The sequence below is a fragment of the Exiguobacterium sp. s123 genome, from assembly GCF_018617075.1.
Classification (GTDB): Bacteria; Bacillota; Bacilli; order Exiguobacteriales; family Exiguobacteriaceae; genus Exiguobacterium; species Exiguobacterium profundum.
The window spans coordinates 181,737-201,708 of the sequence record NZ_JACSJL010000001.1; the positions used below are offsets into that span (position 1 = coordinate 181,737).

The following is a 19,972-nucleotide window of genomic DNA, read 5'->3' on the forward strand; positions in this document are numbered from 1 at the left end:
GTTTTTTAGTCTGGCAATTTTTCCAGCCACTGTTCAATTTTTCTCGTGATGACCTCGTCTTGTTCTCCATCCGCATAATCGTCATAGATCGCTCCGAGTTCAGACGCCGTTCGTTTCGATACAGCAAGAATGTGACTATATTTGCCTCGTTGCTCTTTCACAGCAGACAACGTCCCTTTCGCTTCTTGCGCACGCGCATCATCCAAGACGAACATCTCGATATTGTCATTACAAGAATACGCCTCGTAAGGACGGTATACGACTTCATATCGGCGATGCTCTTTGGGGAGTCGATCAGCAAGCGATGTATAGGTATTGGCAGACATCGTCACATAGGCGATTCGCTTCTCCTCACGAACAGCAGAAGTGTATCGGACGACACGATTTCGACCATCTCGTTTCGCCTTATACAGCGCCTCATCTGCGTAGGCACACCACTCTCCAAGTGTATAGCCAGTCTGGCAGACTCGGGTGTATCCAATCGACACCGTCACCTGATGATCGTATGGAAACTCCATCTCTTCGATGCGAGTTCTGACTCGCTCAAGTACCGATTCGACGATCGCACGGTCTGAAACGTTCAAGAGGATCAAAAATTCTTCGCCTCCGTATCGGATGAGCTCATCACTAGATCGAATGGCATGACGGATTTCTTCAGAAACACGATGAAGCACATCATCCCCATACGAGTGACCGAACGTATCGTTCAATTGTTTAAAGTGATCGATATCGAGCAGTGCAACGGCAAAACTCTCACCAGACCGCTCCAATCTCGAGATGAACCGAGAAAAGGTCGCCTTTAAATACTTACGGTTGAAAGCACCCGTTAATTCATCCACGAGTAACGCTTTTGATACGAGACGGGATTTTTCAATATGTAGCCCGAGACGCACCAATCGTTCCTCCATCGGCACCCACGATTCCCAATAATCGTCGAATCCATATGAATAGGCAGCAAGACGATAGTGTTCATTCGTTCCGATGACAATGAGGGGAACGTAGAGTTTTCTCATTTTGCTAACGAACGATTGGATATCTCGCTCTTTAAATTGTGGCCATAATTCAACGTCCATAATGATGGCTTTTGGCACATCCTCATAATCGTATTCCACGGCTTCTTCAAGGGTCTGCAAAAATACCGGACGTGCCCCGAGCTTTTCAACGCGCGACTTGTAACGGCTAAATGTGGAAAAGCTTGCGGATAAGATAAGGACGAGATCTTCGTCCTCTTGTTCAATCCCCAAGACGGTATGGATATAACGTTTCACAGGAGAGATCAAGGTCAAAGCTTCCGCTTGTGTAAGGACGCTTGGCAACTCCTTCGCGTCAGACTCGACACGACTAAAGATTTCTAACAAATGCATCAACCGTCGTTGCCGAACTTCCTTCTTCATCCAATCGAGTAGAAACTCGATATCGCTTTTTGGAATTTGTCTCGACTCCGATATCTTTTTCAAAATCATATGTATACGCTCAGTGAGTTGACCTTGCTCCATTCCCGTCCCCCCTATGTTCGTACTCCCCGAATTCTCTTATGTTTCGATTATGCGACTTCTCAGGATAAAATACAACTATTTCCTTATTTATTTTCTGTTGTTTTACATATAACTAGGACCTACGCCCTAAAAAAGACATACTAAAAGCGGTCTTGCGACCGCTTTGTGTTATTTTTTCACTTTTAAGTTTGGTGACGTCATTTCCTCCGGACGAATCCATTGATCAAATTGCTCTTCCGTTAATAAACCAGTTTCTAAGGCTGCTTCTTTCAAAGAAGTACCGTTTTTATGTGCCAATTTCGCAATTTTTGCCGCATTTTCGTAGCCAATATGCGGGTTAAGTGCTGTAACGAGCATGAGTGACTGTTCCACATTACGTGAGATCACTTCATGATTTGGTTCGATTCCGACAGCGCAATGATCATTGAACGAATGTAAGCTGTCCGTCAATAGACGACAAGTCTGTAGGAAATTATACATGATGACTGGTTTGAAGACGTTCAATTCAAAGTTCCCTTGACTCGCCCCGAAACCGATTGTCGCATCATTTCCGAGTACTTGTGCGGCAACCATTGTGAGCGCCTCACTTTGAGTCGGGTTAACTTTCCCCGGCATGATTGAACTTCCTGGTTCGTTCTCCGGAATGGTGATTTCTCCGATTCCTGCACGTGGTCCAGAAGCCAACCATCGCACATCGTTCGCAATCTTCATCGCGTCCATCGCTAAGGCTTTTAATGCACCATGCGTGAAGACGAGTTGATCGTGACTTGTAAGGGCGTGGAACTTGTTGACGGCTGTTACAAACGGTTTGCCCGTCTCATCTGAGATTTTCTTCGCTACAACTTCACCGAACTCAGGGTGTGCGTTGATCCCTGTTCCGACAGCCGTTCCTCCAAGTGCAAGCTCCGTAAGTGGTTCAATCGTGCGCTCGATCATCTGTTTTGACAATTCAAGCATCCGGACCCACCCACTAATTTCTTGACCGAGTGTGACCGGCGTCGCGTCTTGAAGGTGCGTCCGACCAATTTTGACGATATCCTTAAACGCCTCCGCTTTTTGTGAAAGGGTTTGATAAAGCGAGTCGATTGCTGGAAGGACATCATCTTGTACGGAAAGGATGGCGGCGATGTGCATCGCGGTCGGATACGTATCATTCGAGCTTTGCGATTTGTTGACATCATCATTCGGATGAATCGTGATAGATGCTCCACGAGCCTGTAACTTTTCGTTCGCAAGATACGCAATGACCTCGTTGACGTTCATGTTTGACTGCGTGCCCGATCCTGTCTGCCAGACGACAAGCGGGAATTCCGCGTCATGCTGCCCTGCTAAAATCTCATCTGCCACCTCTGCGATGATCGCTGCTTTCTCTTCCTCGAGTACACCGAGTTCAGCGTTTGCTAAAGCTGCACCTTTTTTCAAAATGGCAAATGCGTATACGATTTCAAGCGGCATCTTCTCCGCACCAATTTTAAAGTTTTCAAGACTACGTTGCGTTTGTGCTCCCCATTTCGCCGTAGCTGGAACTTTAATTTCCCCCATTGTGTCCCGTTCGATCCGATAATCCATGTATAATTCCCCCTCTATAGTTGACTACGCTTTCATTTTAGCGAAAAACCATCTAAAAAGAAATGACTCCGTCAAAAAAGGACTCCGTCAAAAAAGCGACCAAGAATGATCTCGGTCGCTTAATTCATTCCATTCAATGCGTCGCGTGCAATCACGTCCGCTCGATTATCCGCTCGTGGGACCCATTTTAAGAACACGGTCGGCAATTCATCGTAGGCAATCAGTGCTTTCAGAAACAGAGGCTTCGCCGAAGCATCTTTCATGAAACGTTGCTCTAGTGCGCGAACAATCACTTCGGCGTCGGAATACAGCATGAATGAGGTTTCACCTTTTAATGCATGCGCTTGTTCCAGTGCATAAGCACATGCAGCCAATTCCGCATGAACGCTTGTCAATCCTTGCATGCGACGTTTAAACGTCGATACGGTACCGTCGGAAGACTTGATCCACACACCGATTCCATTATCTCCAGTCGTCTGATTGGTGGCCGCGTCAAAATAGATGTGAACCAAACCGGTACGCCTCCCAATCTGTATTGACAGGAGCATGGATATCAATCTGTGACAGTCGTTTCGACAAGAGCGCGATTTCTTCATGACCGTCTAGTTTTTTTGCATATTTTTGATGGGGCGCTTCGAGTGTTTCATTTTGAACATGCATATAAAGCGTCTCAATCGTATCGTAATGCTGAATTAAAATCGTCGCCGTCTTCGGACCGATGCCACGTACACCTGGGATGTTATCCGAAGAGTCTCCCTGCAATGCCTTCACGTCGACAAACTGATATGGTTTCACGCCATACATCAATTCAAAAGAAGCTTCATTGACGAGCTGCTCCTCACCTTTTTTCGGCATGATTTGAAACACGTTCGGAGACAACAACTGAAGTAAATCGCGGTCCGAGGAATAGAGATATGATTTACCCGGGAACGCTGTCGCGACGGCGCCCATCAAATCATCCGCTTCATATCCCGTCAACTCGGATTGTAAGATGCCTCGTTCATCCAAAGCGGCTCTCAATTTCAAATAGTCTTCGAAAAGCGGTTCCGGGAGTCCATTACGCGTTGCTTTATATTCAGGATACATCGCATAGCGGTGGGTAGACTCTCGTGTCCCGTCCCAAAAGAAAGCGATATGGGAAAAGTCTGTCGTCCAGGAATCCACCTTTCGAAGTAATCCTTTCACAGTCACTTCCGGATCTTGTGCTCGTCTTCGCTCCGTCGCAAAATAATAACGGGACAACAAATTAAAGCCGTCAACTAGAATAAGCTTCATCTTGCTCCACCTCACATGCTTTTAATCCCCGTGCTAGTGCATCTTGGTCTAGTTCCTTCCCAATCCAAACAAATACGGAACGGTCCCCTTCATGCATCTCATTTGCAAATGTCGCGCCCATCAACTGATTCGTCGCTTGAATGACAAACTTGCACTCCTCATCCTGTAAGCGGACAATCGCCTTCATCCGATACATCGCATCCTCGTAGTGCATCAAGACTTCACGAACGTAACGGGTCACGCGCTCCCGAGACAACGGACGCTCGGCACTCAACGTGATCGCACGAAGGGAGGAGACCGATTCACTCGTCTCTGTCAGTTGACTCAACTTCTGTTCATCGACACGTGACAGTTGGAACGTATTCTCAAGTAATTCGTAATCGCCTTCTGTTTGAATCGTCTCTACAATCCTAACCGTCGGATTGAGTTGTTCGATTCGGCGGCGTGCTTGATCGAGTTCATCCGACGACACTAAATCGATTTTATTTAACAAAATGAGATCGGCATAAGCGATTTGATGAATCCCTTCTTTGAACAGTTCACGGTCCATTTGACTGGCATCCACAACCGTCAAGATGGCGTTCATTTTAAAGTGTTGACGTAAGTACTCGTCATAATAAATCGTCTGAATGATCGGTGCGGGATCGGCGACACCGGTCGTCTCGATGATGACTCGGTCGAACGTTTCTTGCTTTGCCGCGAGTTGATAGAACGTCTTACTCAAATCATTTTGGATGGAACAGCAAATACATCCGTTTGAGAGTTCGATTTGCTCTTGGTCCATCTTGACGATCAATTGTTCATCGATATTTATCGCGCCGAGCTCGTTGACGATCAGACAAATCTTTTCATCCGTCGCCGCGAGTAAGCGGTTCATATACGTCGTCTTGCCTGCTCCTAAAAACCCGGTCACTAATTGTACGGGAATCATGATACCACCCTTTTCTTACAAATCTTCGTGCGCGCGAGCCCATTTCTCATAACGCGCATCCAATAAATCAATCAAGTGAAGCATCCAAGCCTCCGTCGTCATCGGGAGGACACTCGACCCCCACTCACGTTTCCCATGATGTGATAAAATCATGTGCCAGATCCGGTGATGGACATCCAATGGCAGTCGCGTCGACGTCTGGCGTAACGTTTCTTCAAACAATAGCCCACCGTATGGCATATGCCCGATTAGTGTGCCCATCGGGTTGATGGAGATGCCGGTCGTTTCACTTGTGCCCTCAACGGGAGATAACTTCTCAAAACGATTCGGACTAGATAACAGATGACTGTATTCATATATTTTTCCGATGTCGTGGAAGAGGATTCCAAGTGCAAGTTCATCCCAATTCAACGGTTCTTTCCGCTCGGCCATCGCTTCACAGGCGGCATACAGCGATTCAAACGTTCCTTTATATGCCTGTTCGATTTTAACACCGTTCATCGTATTCCAAAGGTCGACTTTGTGCAACTGCTCCGCTTCTTTGATAACACGAAACACCATCGCCAAATAGTCATCTTGCTCTTGAATCCGATAGCCGAGACGAAGCATACACACGGTATGCTTCAATAGACCTCCCGCATAGTTATGATGGTGGTAGAGTGCCGCTGGCGATAGTACGAAATCATCCCAAACGAAATCAAGGAGGCCGCAGGCGATCTGTTGATAGGTCGGTGACAACGTATCAATCAAACTGAACAATTCATCCGCAAACTGCTCCATCGTCTCATCCCCTGGCAAGCCTGGTAATAACGAGATTGCCTCATCTTTTGAGATAGGATGGACGCGGTCAATCGTAATCGATTTGGCGCCATCCGGTTTTGGATAGACATCGATTTTCCCGGACAATTCGATGACACCCGATTCATAGATTGGAAGTAGTTCACTCTCATTTCCACGTAGCCAATGTTTGGCACGCATCATCCCGTTCGCCGTCGTGATACTTAGTTGAAGCCATTTAGCACCATTCTTTCCTTCTCTAACCTCGACTGTACTGACGAGCGCTTTTGTTTGGACAGGGGTCCCATCGGCTAACTGGTCTAAACGGTCCTTTGATTTTTCTATTTGCGGTATTTGAAATCGATCACGGTTCATTAATGAACCGATGACTGGATCAATTTGTTGATAATAGTTCATAATCATTCCCTCCTCGCATCTTCTGACATTGTATCGTGTTTCCGCTCATTAGGCGAACATACTTTCTAGTAGGGTCTCGATTTTGCCATCATTACATTGAAAGCGCTTACGATTATTGATACGATAAAAGTAGTTCGATAAAGGGGGAAACGAGAATGATTTCATTAATCGATACGTATGAGCGTTTCATCGCCTCGGGGGAAGCGACACGTTATGCACAAGAACAACAATCCATTGAACATATTCTACAAGCGTCAACTTGTCCGGTGGGCATGCAGGACTTAGAACAGTCACTCACGCATCTGTCCGGTAATCCTTATGCTAAAGATGCATCACTCGACAAAATTGTCGAACATGAGATGAAAGGGGCCATGGCGGCGCTTGAGCTTTCTGGTTACCCACTTCAGACACCGCTAGCGAAAGCAGTCATCTTGTCTGCGTTCGCTCGAACGAACCGACTCAATATTGATAAGCTAAAAGAACTGAGCCACGCCGATCTTCTCGTCCGAATTCAATCGGCAGAGCGCGCTTGGAAGCGGACATACACATTGTTACACCGTTCGACGCCGACTCAGATTTGTGGTCAAATGGATTCACTCCTCGGTGGATGCGCCATCCAACGCGTTCTTGAGGCAATTAAACAACCGGGAACGACAAAAACAGCATAAGAAAAGGAGCGGTCCCCGGGCCGCTCCTTTTCTTATGCTCATCCTTCTGTTACTTCAACTGCATCCGGCTCATATAACGTCACGTTACGTGCCGGAGAGAATGTCGAAATCGCATGTTTATAGATCAATTGTTGACGACCTTCTGACTCGACGATGACGGTAAAGTTATCAAATGACTTGATGACACCTCGAATTTGAAACCCGCTCACTAAAAATACGGTCGTTGGTACCATTTCTTTTCGAAGTTGATTCAAAAAATGGTCTTGGATGTTGTAGCTCGCTTTCATGCTGGATTCCCCCTAGTCTTTATCTCTTTAAAATAATCGGAATTTTCGAAAAAACCCCTCTATATCATCATAAATATTTTTATATGATAGTTCAAATGATTTTCGACCCATATCCACCCAAATTCCATCAAATTGATGACGGAACCAAGTTAATTGCCGTTTTGCGAACTGTCTTGTGTGCTGCTTAAGCAAATCTGTCGCTTTCTCTTTCGAGATGTTTCCATCGATGAATGGAATCACTTCTTTATACCCGATGGCTCGCATCGCCTGCGTCTCACGATATCCTTGTGCCAAAAGTCGTTCGACTTCCTCGACCAGTCCTGCTTCCATCATCGCATCGACGCGTTGATTGATTCGGTCGTATAATATCTCACGATCTGCGTGGAGGACGAACAATCGATAATCATAATGTTCGGATGGCGCACTGTCCGTCGTCTGTGTATCCCCTTGCATCGCTACCTCGAGCGCCCGCACGACGCGACGGACATTATTCGGGTGAATCGTAGCCGCACGCTCTGGGTCAAGTTGAACTAATCTTTGATGTAACGCCTCACGTCCTTCGACTTCTGCCAACCGTTCGAGATCAGCCCGCAACGCCTCATCCACAGGTCGCTCCACGAATTCATAGTCATATAAAATCGAGCGAATGTATAATCCTGTTCCTCCGACAATAATCGGTAATTTGCCACGGGCATAAATATCATCGATGGCGGCACGAGCCAACTGTTGAAAAACTGCGACACTCATGGCATCATCCGGGTCACAAATATCGATCAAATGATGCGGGATCCCTTCGGCCTCTTCTTTCGTCACTTTTGCTGAACCGATGTCCATGCCCCGGTATACTTGAACCGAGTCACCCGAGACAATCTCGCCGTCGAACGCTTTTGCGAGTTCGATGCCCGTCTTCGTTTTGCCAACAGCGGTCGGACCGACGATGACGACGACAGGTGTTTTTTTCATACTTCTCACTCCTCAATTAAAAACCCGTCTCCTCGCGAGACGGGCCATCAAATTCTTCTTTTTATTCTATCATCAAATACGACGGCAAACAGCATCCAACCACATAAAAGTAATCCGAGTAATAACACGAGACCATCACTCATCTGCTTTCGCCTCCTTTAGCTTCCTCATTCCCACTTTTCACATTTTAGACACAAAAGCAACTGTAAAAAAGCACACTCAACAAAAAGTGCGCATTCCATCATCATCATCATTCAAAACAAATATTCAATCGTCATCTATTAACCTCTGAACCAATCCCAAAAATGAGCGCCTTGGGCGACAATCAAATAGTCGAACCAGCGTGTATAATCCATCGGAAGTTTTTCGGTGTCATCTGTGTAAGTCAAAAATTCTCCAACCCAAATGTAGTTTTCATGTTCATTGACGACCTCGCAAACAATCCATTCCCCATCTCTCCCGGCTCCGACGGGAATGAATTGTTCAGGACACTCCCATATTTCCCGATACTCGATCATTTCATCTACACTAAAAAGTCGGATTCCTCCACCGTATGTCGGGTGAACAAACAGGTCAGCGCCGTTATGGGTCTTCAAGAAGTGAATAATGTCGATTGGGATTATTTGCTTCAATCGCTTAATTTCAACTTCCATCGCAGGCTCACTGAATAGAAAGTGTAACGTGTCTACATATCCCTCTTCATTTTGTATTTCTATCTGATTATTGACGAGTCTACTTTTAAACGTTTCAAGTGCAATCATCAACTCAACCCCACTTTTTGAAATTAACGACATTCGTACCGTATCTTTCATTTTCATTTTTCTAAGTATAGTATATATCGATCTTTCATCGTTCAATAAAAAAAGGTCGTCAGGCACGACTTGATCGCGCTCGATGACCTCGAATCATTTTCAATTCATCATGAAGCAATTTCAATCGTCTGTTTCGTACGTTTGACAGAAACGATGAAGTACAGGATTGCCGTACCGCTCGCCGCCCACCAAACCATGTCATACCATCCGTTCATCAGTCCAGCCATCCCAACCATCGCCGGGACAATCAGCGTCAACCATGATAATACGAGGGCGACACGTGCTGTGATGGTCCCGTTCGGTTTCCCGAGTCCCATTCCAAAGAAGAACAACGCCCAAAGGAATGACCAGAAGAACCACGTCAATGCCCCCATCGGATCACTTTCTGCAATCGCCATTGCGCCATAAAAAGCAGCTGCAATCGAAACGAATAATGAGAACCAGCCAACGCCACGTCCGTCTAAATTCAAAATAAACGTCACCCCTACATATAAATAAGTGAACGCAAATAGATAGATACTCGCAAGACCGAATTGCTCTTCTGGACTCGCCCCAATCAATAACCATGTGGCGATAAACGTTTGTAAGAGTCCCGTAAACAAACTAAAAAATCCTGCGCTCTTGCTATCCACTTTCCCGAGAAGAACGAGACTATTTAAAAACAGTGCGACGCCACCGAATAGTAAACTTACATTACCCACACTCATTACCCCTTTGTACAGATGTCTGACCTTTAATCTACTGTATCACTTTAGCTTGAATTCGCTTTCGGTGCAAGGGGATTTTTAAGTGTTCACGAGAACGCCACGCCTTACTCGTTCTCAAGGGTTTGGATGGCCTCGTCAATTCGCTCTTGTTCCTCATCCGTGAAAGTCGGATACTGTGGATCAATCCGTTCAAGAACTTCAATCATGACTGACGAAATAATTAAACGACTATACCACTCATCATCTGCCGGCAACACATACCAGGGTGAGACTTCCGTTGATGTGTGCGACAACATCTCGGCAAAGATTCCTTGATATTCTTCCCAATGCTGCCGCTCTTCGATGTCACTGAAGGAGAATTCCCAGTTCTTTTTCGGATCCTTTAATCGTTCAAGCAAACGGTCTCGTTGTTTATCTTTAGATACATTGAAAAAGAACTTGATGACTTCGAATCCGTTTTCCTGTAAATAGCGTTCATAATCGTTGATTTGACGATATCGCATCTGCCAGACCTCTTCCTGGTCCATTTCCTCCGGAAGTACTTCGTCCCCCAACAAATCATGGACACGAGGCGCAATGACCTCTTCGTAATGGGATCGGTTTAAAATTCCGACCTGTCCTCTTTCTGGTAACAAATCATGCATTCGCCACAGATAGTCGTGCTTTTTCTCCGTATCGGAAGGTTTTTGAAACGCATTCGTCTTCAGTCCTTGGGCGTTCAAATTTGAAAAGATATAGCTGATCGCCTCATCTTTTCCACCCGCATCAAGCGCCTGCAAGACGACGATAATCCCTTTCTTACTCTCGGCATATAATCGCCAATGTAGTTCTTTCAATCGCTCGACACTGTTCGGAATGAGTTCAGTCGTCAAGGTGTCATCCTCCGGTTTGTCTGAAACAGTCGTTGGAATATCATCTAATTGAATCTTGCTGTTCGGTGACACAATAAATTCCTTCGTGTTCATACTCGTTCTCCTTTTCGCTCGACGTTCAACCTTGATTTACCCAAAAACTGCGTAAGAAAATCCCTTCCGAAAATTTCGGAAGAGATGTTGAGAACTTAGTAGATTCCGACAGCGTCAAATGATTTCGCAGCTGATACCGCTTGCGGACTTGTCGCACCGTAAAGGTCTTTCGCAGATTGTACGACCGCTTGACGAAGGCTTGAGAAGTTAGACGTTGGTGTCAAGTAAACATTGAGGGCACGGTAGTAGATATCCCCCATCGCCATGACTCCCACACCTTGTACCGATACGCCGTAGTGCGATCCACCGTTACCTAAGAGGTATGCCGCTTTGTTGACGATACCTGAGTTGATGTGAACCCCACCATTATCTTGTGTGCCTGTGTAACGTTTTGAGTAGTGATCTGGGTCACCGTATGCAGCCGGGTTCGCCATCGAACGAAGTCCGTCGCCTGCTACACCTGGTGTGTAGATGTCTTCTCCTACCAACCAGTCGAAGTTAGTGCCGACGCTATATTCCGCCACTGTACCTAGGATATCCGATACTGCTTCGTTGATCGCCCCAGACTCGTTTTGATAGATCAGTCCTGCCGTGTATTCCGTGACCGCGTGAGTCAATTCGTGAGCGACTACGTCAAGTGCACCTGAAAGATACGTGAACGTTTGACCGTCTCCGTCTCCGTATACCATCTTACTTCCGTCCCAGAACGCATTGTTGTAGCTACGGCTATAGTGAACCGTTGAGTTCAATGCAGCTCCGGCGTTGTCATAGCTGTTCCGTCCGTAAGTGTTTTTGTAGAAATCATATGTCTTTGTCGCGTTGACGTGTGCAGAGACAGCGGCACGGTCATAAGTCGTGTTCAAGACGTTATCCACGTCAGCCCATAGCGAACCTGGGAGTGTCGTACGGTTTTTCGCATCGTACGTATAGATTCCCTTTCCACGCGTTGAATCTTGGAGATAATAGTAAGATCCGCTCTTCGTTGTCTTGAACGTTTGGCTGTAGCCGAGAACATCGATTCCCGTTCCCGTATATGTCGTACCTGTCACACCTTTCGTCGGCCTTGCATGAGCTAACTGGTCAAATTTATTAAGTACCTCACCCGTTCCAGCATCGATGAAGTATGTCCAACGTGACGGCTCTTCCGCTTCAAGGATTGTTCCGGTCACTTGATATGCATAAACCGACTTCTCACCTTTTGGATAAACAATCAATTCCGCTTCCGGTTCGAGCTCGTAGGCCCCTTTATGTCCGACAAGCTTTTTGTAACTCGCGATGGCTTTCTTTTCAGTTAACTTGATCGACTTATGTAGGTTCTTGACCGATTTCGCATCATCCACGACTGTCTTCAATTGACCCGCTTCATCTACGACACCGACTACCACACCACCGAATACTGGCACGCCATCAACTGTCTGTTGGAGCTTAACCACTTTCCCGACTTTGTCTGATTTCGACTCGATCGTCTTGAACTCACCTTTTGATTTGACGTACTCTTTTACAATCGTTGTCGGTGCACTTTCTGATGGTTTCGTCAGAGTGCCTGACTTCAATTCTGCCGCACCGACCAATTGTGGTACGAGCAATACGCCTGCGATTAATGATGTAGAAACAACTTTTTTCATGTGTTTACCTCCTTTGTGATGATTCTTACTTTACACACTTTCCCACAAAGGCTGTATCCATCTTTTTAATTATTTTGATAATTCATAATATTGAGTATTTAGAACCATTCATTCTATTTACGACCTAATTTTATCCAAAAAAAATTCGTGCTCCTTAGGAAAGGAGCACGAATCATTAATACACATCTTTTTGGGTAAAGTGGTAAAACGCATACGCCAAGGCGGCCATCGACCAAATGAGAATGACGAGGAGCGAAAACGGTAACGTCATCCCATCGATTGGGGGAGCCTGTCCTTCCAAATAGGTATGAAGACCGAAGTTGACGTTCACCAGGTATTTCGAGCTATCCCAGTTTGAGCCAAGCGATGTCAAGAGTGGCCCTGAGATGAGGACAGCCATCATGATTCCGATTCCAGTCGCCGTATTTTTCACCAAAACAGAAATCATGAGAGAGATTGTCCCGACCGCAGCCACCACGAGCCATGAAAGCCCCATCGACATAAGCAAGTACTCCCACATCGGCAACGTATGCACAAAGTCGGTCGAGAAGGTTCCGGTCGGCGAAGCTTGGAAACCGGTCAAAATCGGAGCATTCCATCCGTCCCAGCCGAGAACGATGCCGGATATGGCGTAACTGACGACGGCGGTCACAAATATTAAGATCGATGTATAAAGGAGCGTCGTCAGCCATTTGGCGAGTAAGATCTTATATCGCCGGACCGGTCGCGATAACAACGTCTTAATCGTTCCATCGTTATGTTCTCCGCTCACGATATCTGCCATCAATACAATAATGAACAGCGGTAGGACAAGCGTAGTCCCTTGGGAGAAGAAGACACGCATAAACGTCGGAGCTCCCGGATAATTCGGATTGATATCATTATCAAGATAATACTGATTCTGTTGGACTTGGAACTCAAGAATCTGCCGAAACTCGTCTTGGACGTTCGCGGAGGCGAGTCGGTTTTGTGTATCGATGATCTCTTGCTGGAGATCGACACGCCAATCAGTCGTTCCTTGTTCTTCGCGTTGTTTCTCGATTTGACGATAGTTCGCATACGTGAACATCGAAACAAGCACGATCAGGATGATGGAGACGACCATCAATCTGCGTTTCCGATGAATCTTGAGCACTTCATTACGAATGAGACCGAGCATCGATGGATTAGGCAATGTGATCACCGCCTGTCAACGTGATAAAGAGGTCCTCTAACGTTTGGACTCGGCGCTCGAGTCCGAACACCTCGACATCTCTTTCCATCAAATATCGATTCAACTTCGCCGTCTCTTCCACGTTCATGGAAATACGAATCGTTCGCTCGTCCACCACGTCCGCTTGGTCGATTCCTTCGTACCCTTGAACGATCGGTAATACTTCGAAGCTATTCGTTACATGTAAGTCGACCGTTGACGCGAGTTCTTCAATCAAAGCATGGACCGTCCCCACCTTGACAATCTTTCCTCGCGACATGATGGCGACTCGGTCCGCTAGTAGTTCAATCTCGGCCAGGATATGACTCGATACGAGAACACTCAGTCCCGTTTCTTCAACGAGTCGACGAATGAAAAGTCGTAAATCTCGAATCCCCATCGGATCGAGCCCGTTCGTCGGCTCATCCAAGATGAGCACCCGTGGATTGTTTAATAGCGCCTGGGCAATCCCGAGTCGCTGTCGCATCCCGAGAGAGTACGTCTTCACTTTATCATCGATTCGAGCGGTCAAATCGACGAGGTCAATGACTTCTTGGATTCGCTTATCATCGACTCCAGGTAACATGCGTGCGAACGCTTCTAAGTTCTCACGTCCGGATAAAAACTTATACAGCTCTGGATTCTCGACGATTGCGCCGATTTGACTCATCGCTTGGACAAATTGTTTGTCGACACGATACCCACAAATCGATACATTTCCTTTCGTCGGTTTGATCAAGCCAACAATCATTCGAATCGTCGTCGTCTTCCCGGCGCCGTTCGGTCCTAAAAATCCGAAGACCTCACCCGGGTAGACGTCTAACGAAATGTTATCGATAATCGTCTTTTTTCCAATCACTTTTGTAAGTTGATGTAGCTTTAACGTCGGTTCCATTGTCTCACCTCTTTCCTTATTCTATCGGACAAAAGTGAATCTGTCCTATTCGAACATTCACATAGGGCACATCCACACATTTTTGATATGATGTTCATATAGAAAGCGAGGTCAGCCCATGAAACAGTCGAAATGGTATGTATTTTTAAGTGGCGCCGTTCTTTTAACGGGAATCGCCTTATATGGTCTATGGATCGGCTATCAGGATATTGTCAATCCGCCGGAGCGAACACTTTCCGTCTCCGAAGACGAACGCCCTGAACCACAAGGAGACGTCTACGTCGCATTAGGCGATTCGTTGACACGCGGTGTCGGGTCAACATCAGGCGCAGGATATGTACAGCCTGTCAGCACTGCTCTTGAAGAAGAAGGCGTACGTACGCAAAACCTTGCCGTGTCTGGGGCACGAACAGAAGATTTACTCACACAACTCGAGCAACCTGAAGTGCGTCGAACGATTGAGAACGCACGATATATCACGTTGACCATCGGTGGAAACGATTTGTTCAACCGTGGGGAAAACGTCGATAACTTCGAATCCGTCGATATTCAACAAGTGGTCACGGATGCGAAGACGAATTTAGAAACGATTTTCACTGAAATTCGTTCACTCAACGATTCGGCAACCATCGTGTATATCGGTCTATACAATCCGTTTCAAAATGATGAGAATGGACAAGCATTCAATCAGCTCATCCTCGATTGGAACGCATCAGCGAAACAATTGGCGAATGCGCAGAATATCGATGTGATCGACCCGTTCGCCTACATCTCTGACTTATCAAGAGATTTAGCGACCGATCAGTTCCACCCGAGTGACCGTACGTATGAGAAATTCGCGAATGATGTACTCTTCGTTCTCGAATAAACAAAATCCTCGTCAGCTTGACGAGGATTTTTTACTTCTCATATCGAACAATCCACTGTTCCCCTTGTTTCATCATGCCCGTCCCGACCCAACCGGCTTGAAGCAACTCAACTTGTCGCCCACGATTTTCCATCGGTACATCTTGCGCAACTGATGTGGGATGCCACGAACGATGCATCTCTTTGTAAAAGATATAGCGGAGTTTCCCGCCATACTTTTCTTTCAACGCCCCGATTCGGAGTCCAAGCGTGAACTTGTCTTTCATGCTTGGAATATTGAACGGTGCGACAGTCGCACAGACGACATCGAAACGGTTATCCGATTCAACTTGTTTCATTAGTAGTTTGCCCAAATGTGTCTGTAGTCCATATCCACGGAAGTCTGGATGGACGTTCGTCACTTCCTGATACAGGACACGTTCAAGCGAATCCTCCGGCCATCCGATATCTCGCCCTAGATGCTCCGCATCAATCGGTGGGATGAGCATCGCTCGGAACGCGATAATCCGACCATCTGATTTTGCCCCAATCAACGTCTGATCCGTCAACAGTTTCGTGAACTCTTCAACCGATAACGATTGATAGTGCTCCGGTTCAGCCAACGCCTGAATGACCGTATCTTGAACGGTTAACAGTTCCGGTAAATCGGACAAGCCTAGGACGCATACATGAAGTGAAAGGTCTTTGATCTCACCTTGCCACATGCGACTCATCTCCAACCACGTAAGATTCCGTCGTCAATTCACGTAACACGTCCTCATCGACGTCAATACCGAGTCCCGGACGATCGTTCAGCGAGATGATTGGTAAATCATATGATAAGTTTCCTACATCTTTCCCGAACCGGAGCGGACCCGTCAACTCGACCGTCTTCACGATTTTACTCGAGAAAGCGACATGGAATCCTGCACTCGATGCAATGGAGGATTCGACCATAGAACCAATCTGGCATTCGATTCCGGACATCTCCGCCATATGGACCAACTTCTTCGCTGGATAGATGCCACCGCACTTCATCAGCTTGATGTTCGCTTTATGGGCTGCCTGCATCATCGTCAAGCGTCTCATATCGTGAATATCTTTCAACCCTTCATCCATCATGAGCGGGACGGAGATTTTTTGTTTCACTTCGAGCATGCCTTCAAAATCATCCGCCTTGACCGGTTGTTCGACCCAATCGATGCCATACGGTTCGAGTAGACGCATGGCTTGAACCGTATTGGCCGCGTTGATCCATCCCTGGTTAACGTCGACTCGAATCGGCACGTCATTTCCTACCGCTTCCCGTACCGCTTTGACACGCGCCACGTCCGTTTGCACATCGACTCCGACCTTCATCTTCACTGCCGTATAACCTCGTTTCATTTGTTCGAGTGCCTCTTGTGCCATATGGTTCGGCTCTCCGATACTCAAGACGTGCGTGACTGGGAATGACTCATGGTACCGACCGCCAATCCATTCGTAGATTGGTTGATTCAGCTTTTTCCCGATCACATCATGACACGCGATGTCAAGTGCTGCTTTGGCAGCCGGAACACCACGAATCGCACGGTCCATCTCGTCATGAATATGCTCTAGGTGCATCGGATTTTTTCCGATTAAGAGCGGAGCCAATAGATGACGGAGTACACTGACCGTGCTCTCAGCGGACTCACCCGTCACATGCTCATCCGCCACGGCTTCTCCATAACCGACAAGTCCACATGCGGTTGTCATTTTGACGATGACAGAAGGCATATCATCATAACGGTGATAACTGACGATGAATGGTACCTTTAATGGAAAGCGAACCGAGAAAATTTCTATTTTTTGAATATTCATGTTCATCACTCCTTTACTTCAACTGTCCTTTCCTCTATATTGTCGTTATATAGTCGCTAAATTGCAAGGGGGATTTTACATGTCCATCCATATCGCCGTTGTCGGCTCACCATCGTTTTTACAACAGGTACAAAACGGTTCTTCCTTACCCGATGTTCGAATCGAGGGATTTCCTTATGATGACCCGCGAGAAGCGAAAGACATCGCTACAAAACTCCTATTTTTTGACGGAGTGTTCTTCTCCGGTTCATTCCCTTATACGTATGCGATGGAGGAAGCGAACCTTCCATTTGCCCATCACGTCGTTCAAGATGATGTCGTGTTATTGACGTCACTTTTATACGTGACATTGACACAACAGCTCCGAATCAAAGAGCTCTCCATCGATCTCGTTGATGCGTCACGACTTGAATCAATTTTAGCATCGTTTCCAAGCCACATGTCGCCACCGCAAGTGAAAGAACTTAGTCCGTATATGAATTTCGAAGAGTTGATTTCGTTTCATGAGCAACTTCAACGAACTGGGACGACTCGATTCGCCTTGACAAGTGTCGAACGAGTCCATCGACACTTAGTGGAAAATGGTTTTGCTAGTCAGCTCATGATTGAGCCAGAAGAGAGAATTTTCCACCACTTCCATGATTTTATTCAACAGATTCGATTGAACAAATCAGACCAGTCACAACTCGCCGTGCTCTTCTACTCGGATGCCAGTGAAGATACGCTCAACCATGTGACAACACATCATTATTTCGGTGGTAAATTGATGGAGACCACTCAAGACGGTATCGTCCTATTATCGAGTAAAGGAAAGATTGACTCCGCCATGTCAAACGGTTCCATCTTGTCAGAGAACATTTCTGGTCATGTAGGGATCGGGTATGGGTCCGATTATCAACGCGCCGTTGAGCATGCCGAACTTGCCCTTCATACGACAAACAATGCCGCTATACGCATCGTCGACGATTCAAAACGAATGACGTTCACCGACCAACCGGCACCGATTCATTTCCGCGTCACGCAAACGCGTGTCTATGACATGATGAAACAGACGGGTATGAGTCCGACCAATATCGAAAAGCTCATTCATTTTTCAATGGACCATCTCGAGTTTACAGCGAAAGAGTTGACCGACCATTTGAATGTGACACGTCGCACGACAGAGCGACTCATCAAAAAATTGGTTGATGCAAAACTCGTTCATCCGATTGGCGAAGAGATGAGCTACAGCCAAGGTCGTCCGCGCACCGTCTATAAATTTCAATTCCCGGTCGATTGACGACCGGGAATCGTTTTATTGAGCCGCTTGTTCCGCGACAGGTTCTTCCTGTTGAATGACCGCGATGCGCTCAATCGTATATCCCGTGAAGGCATATACAATCGAAATGACCGGTACAATGAAGTTCAAGACGGCATACGGTGCATATTCGAATGCTCCGACCCCGAGTGTGCCGAGGATGAATACCCCACACGTGTTCCACGGGATAAACACGGAAGTCAACGTTCCTCCATCCTCGAGGGCACGAGATAAGTTTTTCGACTGTAATCCCATTTTTTCATACGCTCCAGCAAACATGCGTGACGGGACGACGATTGAGATGTACTGCTCCGAGCACGTCGCATTCGTCGCAACTCCCGCTAAAATCGTTGAAGCGATCAATGAACCTGCCGTTTTCGCCAACTTCAAAATTTGGTTCATAATGGATTGTAGCATCCCCGAATATTCTAAAATCCCACCGAACGTCATCGCGACGATGGTCATCGAGACCGTGTACATCATCGCATCAAGACCACCTCTACTGAAGAGGTTATCGACCAGTTCATTACCCGTATCAATGACATAGCCACTTTGAAGAGCGCCTACGCTGTCTGCAAGCGTTCCGCCTTGAATGAACACTTGAGCCAAGAAACCTAGGGCAATCCCGACGACGAGTGCTGGAATCGCCGGCACCTTCTTTGCGACGAGCAAAATGACGGCGAGTGGAACGAGGAGTAACCATGGTGAGATGACAAAACTGTCCTCTAAAATCGTCAATGTCTGTGTGATTTCAGACGAGTCTGTCGAAGAATCTGCAAATCGTCTACCGAGCCATGCGTATACCCCGAGTGCAATGATGAGTCCTGGAATTGTCGTATAGAGCATGTGTCGAATATGTACGAATAAATTCGTATGAGTTAATCCTGCCGCCAAGTTTGTCGTGTCTGACAAAGGCGACATCTTATCCCCGAAGTAAGCTCCTGAGATGACCGCCCCCGCTACCATCGGCGCCGGTATCCCCATACTCAGCCCGATGCCCATCCCCGCTACTCCAATCGTCCCCATCGTCGACCATGAACTCCCGATTGAGAGCGCGACGACCGCACAGATGAGACAAATCGTTAACAAAAAGTATGCCGGTGAGATGATCTTCAGTCCGAAATAGATCATCGTGGCAACAATTCCTCCACCGATCCATGCCCCAATCGTCAACCCGACCAAAATGATGATGACGACTGCCGGTAAGGCGAGACGAATCCCTTTATACATCATCTCTTCAATCTCTTTCCACTTGAACCCGTGACGCCAGGCGACGATTGAAGCGACTGCCGTTCCGACGATGAGCGGGATGTGTGGTCCTTGACCGAGCTTAACGATCGAGATGAGCATGACGACGATCATCACCCCGAGTGGCAAGAGCGCCCACCCTAACTTCATGTCTTGCTTA

Annotated in this window: 20 protein-coding genes; 3 read left to right on the forward strand and 17 right to left on the reverse strand. The window is 46.8% G+C overall.

From position 1 onward, the window contains the following. Positions 1-5 precede the first annotated feature (5 nt). From KNO72_RS00940 to KNO72_RS00965, 6 genes are all read right to left on the reverse strand, one after another. Complete coding sequence (locus KNO72_RS00940) at positions 6-1,496, reverse strand: GGDEF domain-containing protein (protein ID WP_078146823.1); 1,491 nt, start codon at positions 1,494-1,496, stop codon at positions 6-8. A gap of 168 nt (positions 1,497-1,664) precedes the next feature. Beyond that, positions 1,665-3,065, reverse strand: a complete 1,401-nt coding sequence (gene fumC / locus KNO72_RS00945; RefSeq protein ID WP_214684382.1) for a class II fumarate hydratase — start codon at positions 3,063-3,065, stop codon at positions 1,665-1,667. 119 nt (positions 3,066-3,184) lie between these two features. Further along, on the reverse strand, positions 3,185-3,577 hold the full coding sequence (locus tag KNO72_RS00950) for a reverse transcriptase-like protein (protein WP_078146821.1): 393 nt from the start codon (positions 3,575-3,577) through the stop codon (positions 3,185-3,187). Beyond that, positions 3,558-4,340 (reverse strand): 5'-3' exonuclease, encoded by a 783-nt coding sequence (locus KNO72_RS00955; protein ID WP_214757064.1) that lies wholly within the window; start codon positions 4,338-4,340, stop codon positions 3,558-3,560. Before KNO72_RS00955 ends, KNO72_RS00950 begins: the two co-directional genes overlap by 20 nt. Next, positions 4,321-5,271, reverse strand: coding sequence for a CobW family GTP-binding protein (locus KNO72_RS00960; RefSeq protein WP_214757065.1), 951 nt, complete (start codon positions 5,269-5,271; stop codon positions 4,321-4,323). Before KNO72_RS00960 ends, KNO72_RS00955 begins: the two co-directional genes overlap by 20 nt. Positions 5,272-5,286: 15 nt before the next feature. Beyond that, on the reverse strand, positions 5,287-6,465 hold the full coding sequence (locus tag KNO72_RS00965) for an HD domain-containing protein (protein WP_214757067.1): 1,179 nt from the start codon (positions 6,463-6,465) through the stop codon (positions 5,287-5,289). Positions 6,466-6,620: 155 nt separating this feature from the next. Between KNO72_RS00965 and KNO72_RS00970 the strand changes: the two genes are divergently transcribed. After that, on the forward strand, positions 6,621-7,133 hold the full coding sequence (locus tag KNO72_RS00970; RefSeq protein ID WP_012726186.1) for a hypothetical protein: 513 nt from the start codon (positions 6,621-6,623) through the stop codon (positions 7,131-7,133). Positions 7,134-7,171: 38 nt separating this feature from the next. Here the strand turns inward: KNO72_RS00970 and hfq are convergent, their stop codons facing one another. The 8 genes from hfq to KNO72_RS01010 form a co-directional block, all read right to left on the reverse strand. Continuing rightward, positions 7,172-7,420: an RNA chaperone Hfq gene (hfq, locus tag KNO72_RS00975; RefSeq protein ID WP_012726185.1), complete on the reverse strand. Its 249-nt coding sequence runs from the start codon at positions 7,418-7,420 to the stop codon at positions 7,172-7,174. Between the two features lie 27 nt (positions 7,421-7,447). Continuing rightward, the gene (miaA, locus tag KNO72_RS00980; RefSeq protein ID WP_214757068.1) at positions 7,448-8,383 is read right to left on the reverse strand and encodes a tRNA (adenosine(37)-N6)-dimethylallyltransferase MiaA; all 936 of its coding nucleotides are present in this window, start codon (positions 8,381-8,383) and stop codon (positions 7,448-7,450) included. A gap of 281 nt (positions 8,384-8,664) precedes the next feature. Further along, complete coding sequence (locus KNO72_RS00985) at positions 8,665-9,144, reverse strand: SMI1/KNR4 family protein (RefSeq protein WP_214757069.1); 480 nt, start codon at positions 9,142-9,144, stop codon at positions 8,665-8,667. A 158-nt stretch (positions 9,145-9,302) separates the two neighbouring features. Next, a complete protein-coding gene (locus tag KNO72_RS00990; RefSeq protein ID WP_251028250.1) occupies positions 9,303-9,902 on the reverse strand; it encodes an AmiS/UreI family transporter in 600 nt (199 codons plus the stop codon). A 104-nt stretch (positions 9,903-10,006) separates the two neighbouring features. Beyond that, positions 10,007-10,867: a PPK2 family polyphosphate kinase gene (locus KNO72_RS00995; protein WP_078146815.1), complete on the reverse strand. Its 861-nt coding sequence runs from the start codon at positions 10,865-10,867 to the stop codon at positions 10,007-10,009. A 95-nt stretch (positions 10,868-10,962) separates the two neighbouring features. Beyond that, complete coding sequence (locus KNO72_RS01000; protein ID WP_214684387.1) at positions 10,963-12,492, reverse strand: M4 family metallopeptidase; 1,530 nt, start codon at positions 12,490-12,492, stop codon at positions 10,963-10,965. A gap of 175 nt (positions 12,493-12,667) precedes the next feature. Beyond that, entirely contained in the window at positions 12,668-13,666 is a 999-nt protein-coding gene (locus KNO72_RS01005; protein ID WP_078146813.1) for an ABC transporter permease, read from the reverse strand. After that, positions 13,659-14,579: an ABC transporter ATP-binding protein gene (locus KNO72_RS01010; RefSeq protein WP_078146812.1), complete on the reverse strand. Its 921-nt coding sequence runs from the start codon at positions 14,577-14,579 to the stop codon at positions 13,659-13,661. Before KNO72_RS01010 ends, KNO72_RS01005 begins: the two co-directional genes overlap by 8 nt. A 118-nt stretch (positions 14,580-14,697) precedes the next feature. Here KNO72_RS01010 and KNO72_RS01015 point away from each other — a divergent pair, with 118 nt between their 5' ends. Beyond that, entirely contained in the window at positions 14,698-15,447 is a 750-nt protein-coding gene (locus tag KNO72_RS01015; RefSeq protein ID WP_214757071.1) for a GDSL-type esterase/lipase family protein, read from the forward strand. A 31-nt stretch (positions 15,448-15,478) separates the two neighbouring features. Here the strand turns inward: KNO72_RS01015 and KNO72_RS01020 are convergent, their stop codons facing one another. Both KNO72_RS01020 and KNO72_RS01025 read right to left on the reverse strand, forming a co-directional pair. Then, a complete protein-coding gene (locus tag KNO72_RS01020; RefSeq protein ID WP_078146810.1) occupies positions 15,479-16,150 on the reverse strand; it encodes a hypothetical protein in 672 nt (223 codons plus the stop codon). Further along, positions 16,137-17,267, reverse strand: coding sequence for a mandelate racemase/muconate lactonizing enzyme family protein (locus KNO72_RS01025; RefSeq protein ID WP_078146809.1), 1,131 nt, complete (start codon positions 17,265-17,267; stop codon positions 16,137-16,139). Before KNO72_RS01025 ends, KNO72_RS01020 begins: the two co-directional genes overlap by 14 nt. 79 nt (positions 17,268-17,346) lie before the next feature. Between KNO72_RS01025 and KNO72_RS01030 the strand changes: the two genes are divergently transcribed. Then, on the forward strand, positions 17,347-18,546 hold the full coding sequence (locus KNO72_RS01030) for a hypothetical protein (RefSeq protein ID WP_214757072.1): 1,200 nt from the start codon (positions 17,347-17,349) through the stop codon (positions 18,544-18,546). Positions 18,547-18,561: 15 nt separating this feature from the next. On the opposite strand, the gene nhaC is transcribed toward KNO72_RS01030, so the two are convergent. Continuing rightward, a complete protein-coding gene (gene nhaC / locus KNO72_RS01035; protein WP_371816102.1) occupies positions 18,562-19,962 on the reverse strand; it encodes a Na+/H+ antiporter NhaC in 1,401 nt (466 codons plus the stop codon). Positions 19,963-19,972: the final 10 nt, after the last annotated feature.